Genomic DNA, 17,436 nt, shown 5'->3' on the forward strand with positions numbered 1-17,436 from the left:
CAACCATCATGCGCAACAGGGGCGATTCGTGATCGCCCCTCCGATTGGAAAACCTTTTTACCTGTCGAGTCCTAAAAAATAGTTGTCACTTGTCTGGGATTCTCCTGTCTCCTTTCTTTTCCTCCTGCTCGTTCCGGTTTGGGCGAACACAAGATTCACCTCTTGTATGTTAGTTCCATTCGCCTTTCCTGCGCACTGCGCCCTGCGTACTGCGCACTTTTTTCCCGTCTCCCCTTCTCCAGCCTCCCGTCTCCCTTTCTCCCTGTCTCCCGTCTCCCTTTCTTCTGCCTCCTGCCTCCTGCGCACTGCGCACTCCCTACACCTGCGTCACCCGCAAAATCTCACTCACCGTGGTCTCGCCCCGGGCGACCAGTTCCATGCCGCATTGACGCAAGGTTTTCATCCCCCTGGCCACGGCTGCAGTGCGAATCTGATTGGCGTCCGAGGTCTGCAGGATCAGTGAGGCGAGTGCCTCGTCCAGATGCAGAAATTCGTAGATACCGGTCCTGCCCCTGTATCCCGTCTCCAGGCACGCGGGACATCCCCCGGCCTTGTACAAACTGGTTCCTGCGGGAAGAGAACCAATGCCCCATTCTTCCAATTGTTCCCTGGTGGGTGTGTAGGGGCTGCGGCATTGCGGACAGATTCTGCGTACCAGCCGCTGGGCAACGATCGCACGCACCGATGACGATACCAGAAAGGGCTCGATACCCATATCGATGAGTCGGGTCACAGCCGAAGCCGCATCATTGGTATGCAGGGTGGAAAAGACCAGATGACCGGTCAGGGCGGCCTGGATGGCGATCTCGGCGGTTTCCAGATCCCGGATTTCCCCCACCAGGATAACGTCCGGATCCTGACGGACCATGGCCCGAAGCCCCCGGGCAAAGGTCAGATCGATCTTGGAGGAAACCTGCATCTGCCCGATTCCATCGAGCTGGTATTCGATAGGATCCTCGATAGTCAGGATGTTCTTGTCCGGTGAATTGATGTGGTTCAGGGCCGCATACAGGGTGGTCGTCTTGCCGCTTCCTGTTGGACCGGTGACCAGAACGATCCCGTGGGACAAAGTGACCAGACGGTACATGTCCTGAAGCAGTCGATCAGGAAGCCCGATTTCTTCCAGGGTCAGCAGCCTGAGCCCCTTTTCCAGAAGCCGCATGACCACCCGCTCTCCAAATGCCGTGGGAATGGTGGACACGCGCAGGTCCACCTGCCGATCCCCGATGCGGATCTCGATGCGCCCGTCCTGAGGAAGCCGTTTTTCCGCGATGTTCAGTTTGGCCATGATCTTGATGCGTGAAACCACGGCGGAATGGAGTTTTCTGGACAGGGAAAGCTTGTTGTAGAGCACACCGTCCAGTCGAAAGCGGATATTGAGCTCGTGGTGATACGGCTCGATATGAATGTCGCTGGCCCGCCCCTTTACTGCCTGGGCGAGGATATGGTTGACCAGTTTGATGATCGGGGCCTCGCTGGTTTCATCGAGCAGATCCGCACTGACCTCTTCCTCGAGCCCTGTGAGCAGTTCCTCACCCTCATCCTGATCCAGATCCTGAATGATCTCGCTGGCCCCATCGTCTTCTGCCTGTCCATAGACCCGATTGATGGCCGAGAGAATCTCCCGGGCAGGGGCAAGAGATGCATGCACGGTCAAGGGAGCGAAAATGACATGCAGATCGCCCATGACCTCGTCACTCTTCAAGGGATCGTGGATCACGACCTGAATCTCGGCATCGGTACGTCCATAGGGGAGAACGAGATGTTTCTTGGCGTATTGGATGGGCAGGGTGCTGACCAGATCGTAATCCAGATCCCGGGCACCGAGATCATCGATGATCTCCATTCCCAGATTCTCGGACCAGAATGCGAGAAGCTCCCGTTCGGAGATTTTTTTCTGGTCCATCAGGATGCGGGTCACCTGACCGCCCTTGTCCTCCATGATGGCATGGGCCTCGGCCACATCCTCCGGCGAGAGTCGTCCCTTGTGGACAAAATATTCCTCGGGGAGCATCGTTTCCATCATCTGACCGCCATGGGACCAGCCACATACAGGGGTTTGTCAATGGGTTCGATCCGACCGTGAGAGTCATAGCGAACGGACTCGATGAGCTTCATCTTGTCTAAAAAGACCTTGCGGGAATCCTCCGGGCTGTTCACCACATGGGGGGTCAGAAAGACGAACATGTTTTTCTTGCCCATTTTTTTGGAGTCCGTTTTAAAGAGCCATCCCAAAAGAGGAATATCTCCCAATCCTGGAATTTTATTGACGGTATCCGTGGCACTGTCCTCGATCAATCCGGCTATGACCACGGTTTGACCGTCGGCCACCTCCACGGTTGTCTCGGCCTGCCGTTTCCGGGTGATAGGTGTCTTGATCAAGGCGGCAGTAGTCGCCGAGTCATCGACCCTGCTCACTTCCTGAAAAATTTTCATCTTCACCGAGCCACGATCATTGATCTGGGGAGTGACCTTGAGGGTCACGCCGACATCCTTGTACTCATAGTTGGCGTAATCAATGTCCGCATTGGAGGTGTTGGTGCTCGTCTGATAGGGTCGGTTTTCTGCCACAACGACCTTGGCCTCCTCGTTCTCCAGGGTCATGAGCTGAGGCGTGGAAATGATGTTCACGTCACTATTGGTCTGGGAAGCCTGAACAAATGCGCCCAGGCTGAAATAATTCTTGCCTTCGTAGGAAAAAGGCAACGAAAGTACACCAAAGGAAACACCGGTCCCGCCCAACATCTTCGTTGCCGAGTCCACGTCCGTAACCAGGCCCTCGGCATTGCCCGTCCCAAACATGAGGGTCTCGTCACCCGATGCCCCAAACTTGCCGCCTCCCTGCCAGGACACGCCAAAATCAAAGGTATCGTCAGCCGTAACCTCCATGATGGCCGCCTCGACATAAACCTGTTTTCGCGGTTGATCCAACCCCTTCAAAACTTTTTGCAGGGTCTCGAATTCATCCGGATCGGCCGAAATGACCAAACTGTTGGTCGCCTTGTCGGCCACAATTTTGACATCCGTGGAAATGATAGGGTCCTTGCCGGTTTGTCCCCCCTTGCCTGCCAACCCGGTAAGGACCTTGGAAAGTTCTTCGGCATCGGCATTGTCCAGATGAACGACATGGATGGTTTCCTCCCCTTCGGGCGTCGGATGATCCAAACTGTCCAACAACCTTATGATCTGGGCCATCTCCTGGGTCTGGGCCAGAACGATGACCGCATTGAGTCGTTTGTCCGCCACGACCTTGACCGGGTCGGAAATCTTGCCTCCCTTTTTCACGGGTTGCACAATTTTGGCCAGATGCTGGGCAACATCCTCGGCCTCGGCATGATCGAGCCGAACGACGTTGATGCTCGCGTCTTCCATGGGCACATCGAGTTCGCCCACAATTCTGAGCAACCGCTGAATATTGGAGAAATAATCGGTCAGGATGAGGGTGTCCGTGGGGTCGTAGGCAATGAGGATACCCTCCTTGGAAACCATGGGCATCATGATCTTGCGCAGATCTTCGGCCGCAGCATGCTGCAGGGGGATGATCTGAGTGACAAAGGTGTCGTCTGGGCGTGAGGAACGCAGCGGCTTGATCCTGGTCTCGATATTCTTCTGCCGGGCTGAAACCGAGGGAACGACCTTGGTCACATCCCCGGCGGGAACAGCGGTCAGCCCGTTGACCTCGAGAACCGACTCGAACACCTTGTAGGCCTCGTCCACGTTGATCTGGGAAGGCGAGAGCACCGTGACCTTGCCCTTGACCTTGTCGTCGACCACGAAATTCTTTCCGGTTATCTCGCTGATGAACTTGATGAAGATATTGATGTCGACCTGATCGAAATCCATGGTGATGTACTTGGGCTGCTTGGACGGTTGGGCCCCCACTGGAGAGGGGGACACAATCACCAGAACGATGAACAGCCCCAACAAAAGACAGCCGGTTCGTTTACCCGAAAAATGCATATGATATCTCGCTTTGCATGCTTGATTGAAGCTCATTGACCCTGATTATTTCAAACGCAGGGCTATATCCCGCTGGCGTCCGAAGCGTTTGATATTCACGGCAACCTGCCCGCCCTTCTCGAGTTCATCATACAGACTCGTGGCCTGATTCAAATTGGTAATCGGAGCCCCGTTGACCCCAAGGATGATGTCGTTGCTCCGAAGTCCCAGCTTGGAAAAAGCGCTGTTCTTGGCCATGCTCCTTACCTTGAATCCGTTGATCCCGCCGGACCTGTACCGTTCAAACCGGGCCGATTTGAAAAGCCCTGGAATATCTTCGAGGCTCTCCTGCACATCCTTTCGGTCCAGGGTGACCACCTGAACCGGGGTTCTGTTGGCGGATTGGTCGGAACGCTGATCCGTTCGGATTTGTTTGCCGCTTTCCGCACTCTCCATCTTCAGAACCTCGTCGCGTTGGCCCGTGTTCAGGACAACCGCATACCGAAGGATCTTCTTGATCGTGGCCCCCTTGACGCTCTCTCCTTCCCGGTACATCCGCTCGTTGCGCCCGTTGGCTTCGGCAATGATGGCCGTGCGCATGGCAGGGTCACTGGCGACAACCGTACCCATCAACTTGAGTTGCAAAGAAGCCAGCGGCATTTCCTCGATCTTGACCTCTTCCTTTTCAGATTCTTCCTTGACGGATTGCCTGGCGGTTCCAAAAAGATCCCTGGCCGCAATCACCCCATAGTCGTCAAGTCGCTGGGACCGGGACCCGGATCGCGTTTCCGGCTTGATCTGCTCAGCGACATGATCGTGACCACTCAGAACGATTTCATCCTCCAAAGAGGCCTTGTACCCATCCAATCCGGAAGACATGAGCATGTAAACGACCATGCCGATCACCGCCAGGTTGAGGGCCTTTGCCGGCACCGAGCCGCTGAGCATCTGCACGAACAGGCGCAGATGGCCAACCTTGGAACCGGAAAGCGTCGACCAAAGGCCGTCAAATCCCCTTGTCAATCCGAACATGAAAAAACCTGCATCGTGAATAGTTTCGGTTAGTGATCGTCATCAGCATCCACAGGGCACTCGCCCATCTTCTGCAGCTGCCTGTACCGGTCGCACAAACCGAGACTGCAGGCCTGGCTCATGTCCGCGCATCCGAGGCGATTGCCACCCAGACGCATATACAAGAGACCCCGGTTGTAATAGGCAGCCGCAAACCCGGGATCAAACCCCACGGCCTTGGTATAGTCGGAAATAGCCTGATCATAATCGGTCATTTCCTCCCAGGCCACAGCACGGTTGAAAGAGACCTGGGCATCCGCCGGTTTGAGCCGCAGGGCCGCACTGAAATCCTGAACAGCCTCCTCGGTCCGCCCCAGAGCCACATGGCAATTGCCCCGATTGACAAAGGCTGAACGCATGGAAGGATCACGGTCAATGCAGCCGGAAAATTCCTTTACAGCTCGCTCGTATTGCCTTTTGTCCAGATAATACAGGCCAAGATTGTAATAGGTGGGAGCATAGTCGGGATGCGTTGTTACAAGCAACTCCCATTCATCCCGGGCTTTTTCTTCCTGGCCGCTTGCATACAGGACCGCCCCCCGGTTGCTTGCGGCCTGAACCATGTCCGGATCGATCTCCAGGGCGGCGGAATAATCCGCCAGAGCATTCAGGTATTTCCTGGTCTGCTGGAAACAATACCCCCGGTTGTACAAGGCCACACTATCGTCGGGTTGAGCCGAAACAACCTTGTCCAGAATATCAATGGCCTTGGGAAAATTCCCTTCCTGGATCTGACGGAGTGCCTGCCGAAATGTCGCCTCAGGCGTTGTAACAGCCGGAACGGTCTCCTTTTTTTTGGTAGCAGCGCAACCAGCCACCAACATCAGGACAGCCATGACACAAACAGCACACATGGCCGGACCGATGATCTTAGCGCATCTATTCATTGTATCGCCTGTTGTTTTGAGTCTATCGTACATCCCAATCAATGAAGGATCGTTGGAGAAAATGGCAGAACAGAGCATAGGGTGACTGATTGATGTCTGTGCCCCCATGATGTTACGAGAAGATATACCGAATACAATTTCGGATACCAGTTGAGATTAATGCAAGGATCCAACCAAATACCCGCCTATCTCGCGACAGCCGGAACGATCTTGGTCTTACAGGGTCTAGAATCAAGCCCGAAACAGGAAACGAAAAAACTAAAGTTCCAGCAATCTCCACATCTGCTTCGTCTGCCCCAACCGCCTGAGTATCTTACTCTTGAAGGTCTGCTATGAAAAACAAGAAAATTCTATAACCTCTTGAACTTAAAACCTAAAACTGCGGCTTGGCCGCCTTAGTTCACTCCATGAATATCTTCCGAAACTTGTCCAGCAGGCTGGTTTCAGTGATTTTCTTGTCATCGAGCATGCCTTTCCTGTCCCGATCGAGCATCCGTTCGTTGAATATGGTCTGGATGTTTTCGTAAATGCGCGGCGATTTGGACAGAATCATGCTGAATCCTTCCCGGTCGACCACCAGGCAGCGGACAACGGTTTTCGCCGTGATATCGGCGGATCGGGGCTGTCCGGTAAGCAGGGCCATTTCCCCGAAAAAATCACCCTGTTCAAACTCGGCCAGGGTCTTGCCTGCAGATTCGACCACAACACTGCCTTCCAGAAGAATGAACAGGGCCGTGTCGCTCGAACCCTTGGTTACAATAACCTGATTCTGCAAAAACGACTTCATGCACGACGAACGAACCAGCAGATCAAGACTGTCTTCCGCCATCCCCTTGAACAGGGTGATGTTTTTGAGCATTTCGATAATGGCCGGGGTTTCATCGCGGGGCTGGTGATATTCCCTGCTTGCCAGGACACTCTGGGGATAGGGAATGGGAATATCTTCCTTGCGGAATTGATACCAGACGGCCGTGTTGATTTCGTCAACAGCCCGTCTGGCAGACTCGAACTGGCGGACATAAAAAATGATCCGGTATTGCATCCTGTAGGGACCGTACTCCATCAAACGGACAAGGGGGGGGAGGGGATTTGAGAATGATGGAGGATTTCTCGAGCACCTCCATGAGTGCGGTTTTCACCCGAATCGGAGGAATGGAAAAATCAACGCCGATTTCTATCTGCCTCCGGACATAGGGAATGGGCCGGTTGAAATTGATGAGGGTGTCCTTTGATATGCTGTTGTTGGGAATGAGCACGTAATCCCTGCTGATGGTCTTGATCTTGGTGTACCGCCAGCTGATCTCCACGACCTTCCCCTCGTTGGTGGCAACGGAGATCCAGTCTCCAATGGCAAAGGGCTTTTCGATCTGAATGAGCAATCCGGAGATGAGGCTGCCGATGGTATCCTGCATGGCAAAACCGATGACCGCCGTGAGGATGGCCGATGAAGTCAGAATGGAACTGGGATCGATGTCAAAGGCACTCTTGAGAACGACAACAACGATAACGATGAAAAAAAGAAACTTGGTCAGATCGATGAAAATATGATTGACCTGCTCCTTTTTGATCTTCTTGAGATAGATCTCAGCGTAACATCCGTCCAAAAAACGGATGACAACAAACCAGATCACCACGGCCTTGATAAAAAGAAACGGTATTTCAGGCACCGATATGCCCATTTTGGGAAAAACCATATACTCGAGGACATAGACGCTGATCAGGACAAAAAACCACTTCAAAAAACGGATAGCCTTGATGGCGATATTATATCGTTTAAAGGCAGCATCCAATCCAAAGGAGATCGCTGCATAGATGACCACTAAAACGACCAGCAAGAGCCAGGCGTCAAGGGAGAACTCGCCCAAAAAATCTGTAAAACCTTGAGAAACGTCCATAAAATCAAGACTCCATAACTATGAGCGATGAATACCCGTCACTGTGTTGACCCAATTGGAAAAAACGGTTTCAGCGAGATTTTCTGCACACTTTTGTACCGTATTGAATCTCCTAATCAAAACAACCAAAAAAGGCAAAGAGTCCCTGTGACCCTTTGCCTTTTTTTCAAGCACGTTCAATCGTTGTCCCTTACAGCTTATGCCAGGTCGATCTTTTCCTTGATATGATCGAAATCAAGCAGAGAAGCCACGAGATCACCCCCATGACGGATCTTGATAGCGTCCCGGAGCTTACTCCGGGAAAGAATGACCTCCATCTTCCGGGCCACGGTATAGGTGTCGTCCCGGACAACGATAAGCGGAATACCAAGCACCTCCGCGCGGGTCATGATGATGTCGTTGGGATAGAGATTCCCGGTCATGATCAGACATTCGCATGCACCTTCCAGAGCCACCAGATGCACATCGGAACGGTCACCACCGACGATGACTGCGGATCGTCGGCTTTTCTTGAAGTGGGTCATGAAGTTTTCCACCTGCATGGTTCCAATCAGAAAATTCTCCACAACCTTGTCCTTCTTGTCCTGAGCCGTGATCAATTGCCCGCCGAGTCGCTCGCAGAGATCTTCCACCCGAATGGCCCCCATGAGCGGATCGCTCGGAATGGTACCGAGAATATGGATGCCCTGCTGCTCGAAAAAAGGGATGAGCATGGTCGTCAATTCACTTGTAAAGGAAGCTGGAATATCATTGAGGATCGCTCCCAGAAACTGATCCCCCAGGCTTTCTTTCATGACCGCCAGATAATCGTATTTGAGTTCCTTGTCGAAACGATCGATGACCAGGGCCTGGAGCCCGAGACGCTTGACAATACTCACGCCGTCCAGGTTGCAGTACTTTCCGGAAAACATGCTTCCCGATCCGGAGACAATCATTACATCCTTGTCCTTGGAAAGCCGTGCATAGGCCTCTTCGATCCTGGGCATGAGATCTTCGGTCCGTCCGGAAAAGGCCTTGACCATAAAATCCTGGTCAACAACCACCGGCGTGACATCACTGGAATCACCCTCAAGACCCAGGACATCCTGAATAAAAAAAGCATCTTCATCGCCCGGTTTGCCGTCTTTCTTGAACGGCAACGCCCCAATGGGCTTCATGTAACCGACACGATATCCATCTTTTTGCAGTTTGAGACCCAGACCCAATGCGACAAGATTCTTGCCCGCATAGGCCGAGGTGGCTCCAACATAAATTCCATGCATAATGCCTCCAGGGGAGAATAAAAACAGGTCATCGGGGGAGTTCACAAGCAGATAAACCGATACATCCAGCTACTGAAAAATTGTTGTTGTCCGTAAGGACGTCGACGGTATCAATCCAGGGGAGCAAGGATCACCTTGGCATCTCCGATGATTGTTTGCTGATGATCCACATAAACCGGGCTCAATTCGAGCTCGAGTATTTCGGGGCAGTCCAAAGCAAGCTGGGATACCGTGAGCAGGACATCCTCCAGGGATTGCAGATGGGCACCGGGCTCTCCTTTTTCTCCGCGGAGAACGGGAAAAGCCCATGGTTCCCGGATGATATCGTGGGCATCCTGCAGACTCAAGGGAGCCAGGCGATGAGCGATCCCTCTGCGCTCATCGTCACACCCACCGTCGAGAGCAAAGGATATCAACGGGCCGAATTGCGGATCACGCACAAAACGAATGCAGACCGGCCGTGCCGTGGATACGGCCTTTTTTTGAATCATACAGCCGGAAATGAAGATTTCCGGCCAAAGACGACGAACGCCTTCGGTTATCTCCCAAAATGCCTCGTACACACCCTTGTTGTCTTCTACATCGACACATCGTGTTGTCCCCACCATATCCGCCTGAGGTGAGGCCAGTTTGAGGACGACGGGAAAGCCCATCTTCCGGGCCATCTTGGCGGCACTCTTGGCCGTTCGTGCCAGCTTCATCTCCCAAAAGGACAATTCATAGGCCATGAGCAGGGGTTGGGCCTCGGCACCCTGCAGGACAAAAATCCCTGACTGGCGTGCATCATCGATGATTTTTCTGATCTTGGGGCTATCCCGGCGGTAGCAGACCTCAACGGGATAGGGCTTACGCTGCCATACCAGATAATCGTGCATGGCTCGGGCTGTAAACACGGCCTGTTCCAGATGAGAATAGCAGGGTATCCCGCTTGATTCAAAAATATTTCGAGCGCTATCGGCTGTAGGACCACCAGGAATGCACAGGTACACCGTTTTATCGATATCTTTCAACCGAGTGGCCAGCGACCGGGCCAGTGCAATCATATTCATTCCTTGGCGTGGAACAATAACAACCATCAGAATATGGACCTGCGGGTCACTTCCCACGCATGCAACAACCCGTGACCAGTCCCGTGCACTGGCATCTCTTCCCATGACAACAGGTCCGGACGCGTCAACATGTCCGGGAATTATTTCGTCGATCGCATGGATTGTCTCTCTGGAATAACCGGGAAGCTCAAATCCGAAACCATCGGCAGCATCTGCAGCCAAAATGGCAAAACTGTCTGCATTGGTTACAATGGCGACATTGTTTCCCTTGGGCAGATCTTGATTGGAAAACCCCTTGAGCAGGGCGAGAAAAGAGGGAATATCCGGGGGAGAGATGATACCGGTCTGCCTGAAAACCGTGGCATAGGTCTTGGCGAACCCGAACATGGAGTCACGATGAAACAGCGCAGCGGTAGCTCCCTTTGGCGTATTGCCCGGCCTGATCAGGATCACAGGTTTTTTTTTGGACACGTCCTGAGCGGTTCGCAAAAATCCCGGACCATCCCCGATTCCCTCCATATATCCTGCGATGACGTCCGTATCCGGATCATCTCCCAGAAAGGCGAGCATGTCGGCTTCACTGACCCTGGACCGGTTCCCCAGGTTGATGCATTTGGAAAACCCGATCAGATCATCCTGGGCCAGGTCCAGAATGCTTTGGGTCATTGCACCCGATTGCGAAAAAAAAGCGATACGTCCCTGCAGGATGTCAGGCAGCGACAGGCTTGCGTTGACTCCCGCGACCGTGTTGACTAAGCCCATGCTTTTGGGTCCGACAAGGGTTATATCCCATTTGCGAACCAGGGCACCAACACGCTGCTCAAAAACAAATTCATCGGCCCGTGTTTCTGTCTCACCCGGTGCCAGACAGATCATAAAGGTGATTTTGACCGTACCCAGGGCCTCGACAATCGGAACTACGGCCGACATTTTCAAACAAATGACGGCCAATTCTATATCCCCAGGCAAGTCATCGACACGCTCGCATGATTGCAACCCGTGCACTTCCGCGCCACCGGGCACGACCGGTACGATCCGTCCCTGAAACCCCGAAGCAACGATCCGGGCCACGACGGACCATACAAGTCCCCCTTCATGACCGGATTCGCCGATCACGGCAATGGATCGTGGTGCAAAAAGTGGTTCAAGAGATGTCACTCGCATGGAAAAAACCTATGGAGCAATTCGTGGAAGACGGTGTTAAGGAAGTGGGAAGCCTGCAACGGGCTATCCATTATGAATTCTCGCAAGTCAAGCTTTTAGTCATGGCGCTCACGCACAGTTCCTTTGCCAATGAACACAATACACAAAGCAATGAGCGCATGGAATTTCTCGGTGATGCCGTTGTGGAAATCTGTATTTCAACGGAACTCTATAACAGATTTCCTGACATTCCAGAAGGGGAACTGACCCGGTTGCGAGCCAGCCTTGTCAGTGAACCCGGTCTGGCCCGAGTGGCCAAGACCATCGGGCTGGGAGATTTTCTGCTCCTGGGTCGGGGAGAGGTCGCTCAAGGTGGGAGGGAAAGGGATTCCGTTCTGAGCGACGCTTTGGAGGCTATTCTCGGGGCTGTCTACCTTGACGGGGGATTCAGGGCGGTTCAAAAATGCATCGCATCGCTGTTCGCCCCGTTCTGGCCCGAATACACGGAAAAACAGCGCCCCAAGGATTATAAAAGCAAGCTGCAGGAGTTGACCCAAAAATACGACAAGGCCCGACCGACCTACCAGCTCTTGTCCAGTGAAGGGCCTGAGCACGCAAAGGTCTATATTGTCCAGGTGAGCCTGCCTTCGGGGGAAACCCTGGTGGCAAAAGATACCAGCCTTAAAAAGGCCGAGCAAAAAGTGGCCCAAAGCGCCATCGAGCTCCTGGAGACAAGACGCTGACAACCCATGACGATTCAGGTGAGCTTTACAAAAAACAGAATGCAGAAAATTTATAGTGAGAGGTAATTACAATCGGTTAGCATGCATGCCTGTCTTTTCTTCCATGCACGGATCCGCACCCGGTGCATGGTTGCATCTCAGCATGGTGAGTCGTCAAAATACGGACCTGACCCATTGCAATAACTCTCGATTTTTTGAGAAGGAGAGACAAGATACGTTCTCAGACCGTATTCCCCTGCAAAGAGGGATCGCCTCCTTGCAGGGGTGCCTTGGTCATCAGCGCACGATATCCGAACATGAGGTCAAGCAGGAAACTACATTTATCCCTGAATGAGCTGCATGGCCATCTGCGGCAGGGAGTTGGCCTGAGCGAGCATGGCAACGGCCGACTGCGTCTTGATCTGCTGTCGGGTAAATTCTGTCATTTCCGAGGCAACATCCACGTCTGAGACACGGGATTCGGCCGCCTGGAGGTTTTCAGCCTGGATGTTCAGGTTGGCAACCGTTGCCTCGAGCCTGTTCTGCAGGGCACCGAGATTGGCCCTGATATTGTCCTTGGATATAATGGCCGCGTTCAGGGCTTCCAGGGCGTCCTCAGCCAGTGCCTGGGTCGAGATGGACCGCCCCGTGGCCGTTTCTGCGGCTCCCATCCCCAGTCCCAAAGCCGAAGCGGTGGCTGTACCGATCTTGATATCGTAGTAGTCTTCCGCCGAGTCGTTGCCCGTACCGAAATGGATCCGCAGAGCGCCTGTCGAGCTGAGACCGGTACCGTCATGATCCACATCGGAAAGATTCCCGTTCAAAAGATAGATACCATTAAAGTCCGTGGCATTGGCGATCCGCGAAATTTCCGAGGCCATGGCCTGGTATTCGGAATTGATGATGATACGCTGATCGGATGTGTAGGTACCGGTTGCGGCCTGTTCAGCGAGTTCCTTCATGCGGATCAGCTTTTCATCGATCACCCCAAGGGCGCCGTCGGCGGTCTGGATCAGTGAAATGGCGTCATTGGCGTTCCGGGTCCCCTGGTTGATGGTCGAGATGTCCGAGCGCATCAATTCCCGAATGGCCAGACCAGCAGCGTCATCAGCGGCGCTGTTGATACGCAGGCCCGATGAAAGTCTGCTGGTTGAGGTTGAAAGGCTGTTGTAGGAATTACTCAAATTCCTGGACGAATTCATCGCCATGAGATTGTGATTGATGACCAAAGACATGATACAAACCTCCTTGATAGGCTTATGTGCGTTTGTGCCCTACTAAGCAATCAAAGTGCCATCAAAAAAAAACTACGCTATTTCAAGCTAATAAAGTTCATACGAGGCATTTTTTTCCCATCAATTCTCAGGCAATGGTCAATTTTATATCTGTTGATCCAGGTGCTGAGTGTCAAAATTTCCGCACAAAACAATCAATGCGTACAGTGCATCTTTCGGATTTCAGAGAGATGGTCCTAAAGAAATTTCATTTTTGGCCGATTACCTTTTTAGAAAAAATAGCTACGACCACGATCCACCACCCAGGAGACCGTCATGGAACTGAACCTAGAAACCATCGAGTCAAAAAATAGGGAGATTACCGGCCAGGAATCAATCTCCCCGCCACGGCACGCAGAATTTCCCCAAGACCGGCCTCGGGAAGAAAAAAATCTGCAATCCCCTCTTTCCCGCGAAGACGCTTCCAGTGAACCCAAAAACATTCAGGAAGTGGAAATCGAAAAGGTCAGTAACGCCCTTGAACAATTCTGGGACGCCATGGGGGTCAGCCTGAAATTCAAGGTCGACAAAACCACCGAGATTATCCAGGTGGAGGTTATCGATCCCAGCTCTGAGAGGGTCATCAAAAAGATTCCCGAAGATGAGATCCTGCATATGGCCGCCTCTCTCAAGGAATCAGTGGGCTTTCTGGTGGATAGAAAATTCTAGAGACAGTTCATGATGGTTGATGCGTGGGGCAACACATACATGGCGGGAGCCAAGCAGCATGGCGGTATTGTGCCGAGCGGAATGATCGCTGTTTTATTCCAACATTTCAAGGCATTAAGCTTAATCATACTGCTTAAATGCACCCGCGCAACACCCCCTGGGCGTGCACCGTGCACCAGACCAATAAAAAGCCCCCGTGGAGATCTCCACGGGGGCTTTTTATTGGATCAGTTACATCCGGCTGAACAGCAAGTTACTTGCCCAACCACGCCTTGACCAATTCCGGATGCTCCTTGAGAAATCGCTTGGCATTTTCCAGAGGATCGGCATCGGGTTCCTGATTCCAGGCCATGAGCATCTGCAGCTGGTTGGGATTCTCATAGGCAAAACGGTCCAGAATGCCATAGACCTCAGGCATATCATCCTTCAGGCCCTTACGGACGATGGTATCGATATGCTCTTCTTCACCCAGGACGCCCTTGGGATCTTCAAGATACTTGAGGTCCCAGCGACCGAACATCCAATGGGGGGACCAGGCAGTGACCACGACCCATTCCTTGTTCTTGATGGCATTGGAAAGAGCCATGGTCATGGTTGCCCCACTCCCTTCAACCAACTCGAACTTGTTCAGGTTGTATTCTTCCATGACCTTCTCTGACAACCCCATGATACCGGCTCCGGGATCGATACCAATGATCTTGCCGTCGAACTTGTCCGCATTGGCGTTCATCTCGGTAATGGAATCGATGGTCACATAGGAGGGAACCGCCCAACCAAGACGAGCTCCGTAAGAGATTGGGCCCAGATTTTCAAGCTTGCCCTCGAGTTTTTCAAGATACGTGGCGTGGGTCACCGGCAACCAGGCCGTGACCATACCGTCCATGTCGCCCGCACCCACGGCCTGCCACATGGCGGCAGCGGCAACAGGATAGAGATCGACCTCATAGCCTTGATCTTCGAGCAAGGCCTTGACCAGATTGGTGCTGGCCGTGGCGCAGTCCCATTCGACATAGGCCAGCTTGACTTCGCCCTTACCAGCCAGAGACGGAGAAACAACCATCAGACTCAAGGCCAAAACGGCCATCAGTGCAACAACACATTTTTTCATTACATACTCCTTGTAATTGTTTGGTAATTTACATTGATTTTGAGGAACCGAACTTTTGCAGTATACGGTCCAAAACAATAGCTACAATAACGATTCCTATACCGGCTTCAAATCCATTGCCCATCTGCAGACGCTGAATGGCCTTCCAAACTTCGCCACCCAGACCTTTGGCACCGATCATGGAAGCGATAACAACCATGGACAGGGCCAGCATAACCGTCTGATTCACTCCGGCCATGATGGTTGGCGTGGCAATGGGGAGCTGAAGCTTGAATAATTTCTGCCACCGGTTGGAGCCAAAGGCATCGGCACATTCCACCAATTCACTGGGCACCTGCCGAATACCGAGACAGGTCAAGCGGATGGCTGGAGGCATGGAAAAAATGACCGTGGAAAAAATGGCCGCCACCTTCCCGAGTCCGAAAAAGGGAATGGCCGGGATCAGATAGACAAAGGCCGGCATGGTCTGCATCACGTCCAGGATGGGCATGATGACCCGATACCCGATGGTGCTCAATGCCGCGAGCACCCCGATGGGTATACCCAGCGCAATGGCGACCATGGTGGCCACAATGACCAACGAAATGGTGCTCACTGTGGCCGCCCAGAGATCCATGTTCCAGATGAGCAGAAATCCGAACAGGGTGAACAGGGCTACCCCGCGTTTTCTGGTCAGAACCAGGGCTATGCCCGCAAGGATCAGAATCAGGAGCCAGGGCGGCAGAAACATGAGACCGTCCTCGAGCCAGCCCAGAAGTTCTTCCATAATGGCGGAAAACCCCTTGGTAATAAACGAAAAATGTTCCACCAGGAAATTGATGACTCCCTCAATACAATCTCCTACGGGAATCGAGGGGATGTTGATTCCAAAAAGTATCATGAGTTCCTCCCTCTTTCAGCGATAGCTCCAATAAGGGATCCCCGAACAATAACCCCCTTGAGACGTCCGTTTTCTCCAACAACCGGCAAGGGATGTTGGATGTTCTGCATGATGCTGAACAATTCGTGAGCCGGAGCACCAGGCAGCACCGAAGTATAATCGGTGAGCATAAACTTGGTAATATCTTTTTCTCCGGCATCAATCATCTTGGCAGCGTCATCTGCTGAAAGGATGCCTACGAGTTTGTGTTCATCGTTCAGAACGAAAATGCTGGAGATCTTGTGCTTGCGCATCTTGCGCAGGGATGCCCGAGGTCCGTCGGTCTTCAGGTGTGCGGCGGTTTCGGACTTTTTCATGACCGATTCTGCGGTCAGCACCTTGGAGATGTCCACGTCCTCAACAAACCGACGCACATAATCGTCGGCCGGGTTGGTCAGGATTTCTTCGGCCGTGCCGGTCTGGACAATGGCCCCATCCTTCATGAGAATGATCCGGTCACCAAGTTTGAGGGCCTCATCCAGATCATGGCTGATGAACAAGATGGTCTTGCGCATCTCATCCTGCAGATTGAGCAGCTCATCCTGCATGTCACTCCTGATGAGCGGATCGAGTGCGCTGAAGGCCTCGTCCATGAGCAGGATATCGGGATCAAGGGCCAGGGCCCGGGCTAGGCCAACCCGCTGTTGCATACCGCCGGACAATTGCTTGGGATAGGAAGTCTCCCACCCCTTGAGGCCGACGCGATCCAGGCTGTTCATGGCTTTTTCCCGGCGTTCCTCCGGGTCAACCCCCTGAATCTCCAGACCATACTCGGCATTTTCAACGACTGTTCGGTGAGGAAAAAGGGCAAAATTCTGGAAGACCATGCCGAGCTTGGTCAACCTGACATTACGCAGGTCATCAGCAGACAAACCCACCAAGTCTTGTCCGTCGATAATCACCTCTCCGGCAGTTGGCTCGATCAGCCTGTTGATGCAGCGGACCAGAGTGGATTTTCCACTTCCCGAGAGACCCATGACGACCAGTATCTCTCCCTCTTCCACATCAAACGATACATTGCCGATACCCACGGTCTGGCGGGTTTTTTCAAGGATTTCATCCCTTGAAAATCCTTGATTGAGCAACTCCAACCCTTTGTCTGGATTGGACCCAAAAATTTTGGTAAGATTTTTAATGCGTATTTTTGACATTGTCACCTTCGGATTGTGGTTACAAGCAAAGAAAAGACTAGAGCCGGGCATCAAAGAAAGACGATCTCCATGAGGGTGCCTGCTCCAACCTTCCAAGGACAAAAATCAAAATTCATTCTTGTTCCCTTTACGAGCAGGATGTTTATTTAGCACAATTAACCGTGATGTCAAATACGTATTTTTTCTTAAACAATCATCTACAATCAATCTATACACATATTTTTTATTCAACTATAAATTATTGAACGTTTACTGCAGATAATTATTTTCGTATTTCCAGTTTAAAAAATAATTATTAAAAATATTAATAAGTTTTTACATAGCATTTTTTTGCAAAATGATCACAG

Annotated in this window: 14 protein-coding genes; 2 read left to right on the forward strand and 12 right to left on the reverse strand. The window is 52.3% G+C overall.

Annotated elements, in window-relative coordinates:
* Positions 1-316 precede the first annotated feature (316 nt).
* The 8 genes from gspE to ACTVJH_RS02250 form a co-directional block, all read right to left on the reverse strand.
* On the reverse strand, positions 317-2,026 hold the full coding sequence (gspE, locus tag ACTVJH_RS02215; RefSeq protein WP_455987024.1) for a type II secretion system ATPase GspE: 1,710 nt from the start codon (positions 2,024-2,026) through the stop codon (positions 317-319).
* Complete coding sequence (gspD, locus tag ACTVJH_RS02220) at positions 2,023-3,960, reverse strand: type II secretion system secretin GspD (protein WP_455987026.1); 1,938 nt, start codon at positions 3,958-3,960, stop codon at positions 2,023-2,025. Before gspD ends, gspE begins: the two co-directional genes overlap by 4 nt.
* A gap of 45 nt (positions 3,961-4,005) precedes the next feature.
* Positions 4,006-4,971, reverse strand: coding sequence for a type II secretion system protein N (locus ACTVJH_RS02225; protein ID WP_455987028.1), 966 nt, complete (start codon positions 4,969-4,971; stop codon positions 4,006-4,008).
* A gap of 29 nt (positions 4,972-5,000) precedes the next feature.
* Positions 5,001-5,897, reverse strand: a complete 897-nt coding sequence (locus ACTVJH_RS02230; protein ID WP_455987030.1) for a tetratricopeptide repeat protein — start codon at positions 5,895-5,897, stop codon at positions 5,001-5,003.
* Positions 5,898-6,297: 400 nt separating this feature from the next.
* The gene (locus ACTVJH_RS02235) at positions 6,298-6,939 is read right to left on the reverse strand and encodes a cyclic nucleotide-binding domain-containing protein (protein ID WP_455987032.1); all 642 of its coding nucleotides are present in this window, start codon (positions 6,937-6,939) and stop codon (positions 6,298-6,300) included.
* Entirely contained in the window at positions 6,881-7,792 is a 912-nt protein-coding gene (locus tag ACTVJH_RS02240; RefSeq protein ID WP_455987034.1) for a mechanosensitive ion channel family protein, read from the reverse strand. Before ACTVJH_RS02240 ends, ACTVJH_RS02235 begins: the two co-directional genes overlap by 59 nt.
* A gap of 197 nt (positions 7,793-7,989) precedes the next feature.
* Complete coding sequence (locus ACTVJH_RS02245) at positions 7,990-9,054, reverse strand: phosphotransacetylase family protein (protein WP_455987036.1); 1,065 nt, start codon at positions 9,052-9,054, stop codon at positions 7,990-7,992.
* A gap of 110 nt (positions 9,055-9,164) precedes the next feature.
* On the reverse strand, positions 9,165-11,267 hold the full coding sequence (locus tag ACTVJH_RS02250; protein WP_455987038.1) for an acetate--CoA ligase family protein: 2,103 nt from the start codon (positions 11,265-11,267) through the stop codon (positions 9,165-9,167).
* Between the two features lie 23 nt (positions 11,268-11,290).
* Between ACTVJH_RS02250 and rnc the strand changes: the two genes are divergently transcribed.
* Positions 11,291-11,989, forward strand: coding sequence for a ribonuclease III (gene rnc / locus ACTVJH_RS02255; RefSeq protein ID WP_455987040.1), 699 nt, complete (start codon positions 11,291-11,293; stop codon positions 11,987-11,989).
* Between the two features lie 320 nt (positions 11,990-12,309).
* Here rnc and ACTVJH_RS02260 read toward each other — a convergent pair whose 3' ends face one another.
* Positions 12,310-13,203 (reverse strand): flagellin N-terminal helical domain-containing protein, encoded by an 894-nt coding sequence (locus ACTVJH_RS02260; protein ID WP_455987042.1) that lies wholly within the window; start codon positions 13,201-13,203, stop codon positions 12,310-12,312.
* A gap of 315 nt (positions 13,204-13,518) precedes the next feature.
* On the opposite strand from ACTVJH_RS02260, the gene ACTVJH_RS02265 reads away from it, so the two are divergent.
* Positions 13,519-13,911, forward strand: coding sequence for a flagellar protein FlaG (locus ACTVJH_RS02265; RefSeq protein WP_455987044.1), 393 nt, complete (start codon positions 13,519-13,521; stop codon positions 13,909-13,911).
* Between the two features lie 253 nt (positions 13,912-14,164).
* Here ACTVJH_RS02265 and ACTVJH_RS02270 read toward each other — a convergent pair whose 3' ends face one another.
* The 3 genes from ACTVJH_RS02270 to ACTVJH_RS02280 are packed head-to-tail and all read right to left on the reverse strand — an operon-like array spanning position 14,165 to position 17,089.
* The gene (locus ACTVJH_RS02270) at positions 14,165-15,019 is read right to left on the reverse strand and encodes a glycine betaine ABC transporter substrate-binding protein (RefSeq protein ID WP_455987046.1); all 855 of its coding nucleotides are present in this window, start codon (positions 15,017-15,019) and stop codon (positions 14,165-14,167) included.
* Positions 15,020-15,047: 28 nt separating this feature from the next.
* Entirely contained in the window at positions 15,048-15,899 is an 852-nt protein-coding gene (locus tag ACTVJH_RS02275) for an ABC transporter permease (RefSeq protein ID WP_455987048.1), read from the reverse strand.
* Positions 15,896-17,089 (reverse strand): quaternary amine ABC transporter ATP-binding protein, encoded by a 1,194-nt coding sequence (locus ACTVJH_RS02280; protein WP_455987050.1) that lies wholly within the window; start codon positions 17,087-17,089, stop codon positions 15,896-15,898. Before ACTVJH_RS02280 ends, ACTVJH_RS02275 begins: the two co-directional genes overlap by 4 nt.
* Between the last annotated feature and the right edge of the window lie 347 nt (positions 17,090-17,436).

Source organism: Desulfoplanes sp. PS50 (assembly GCF_053851535.1).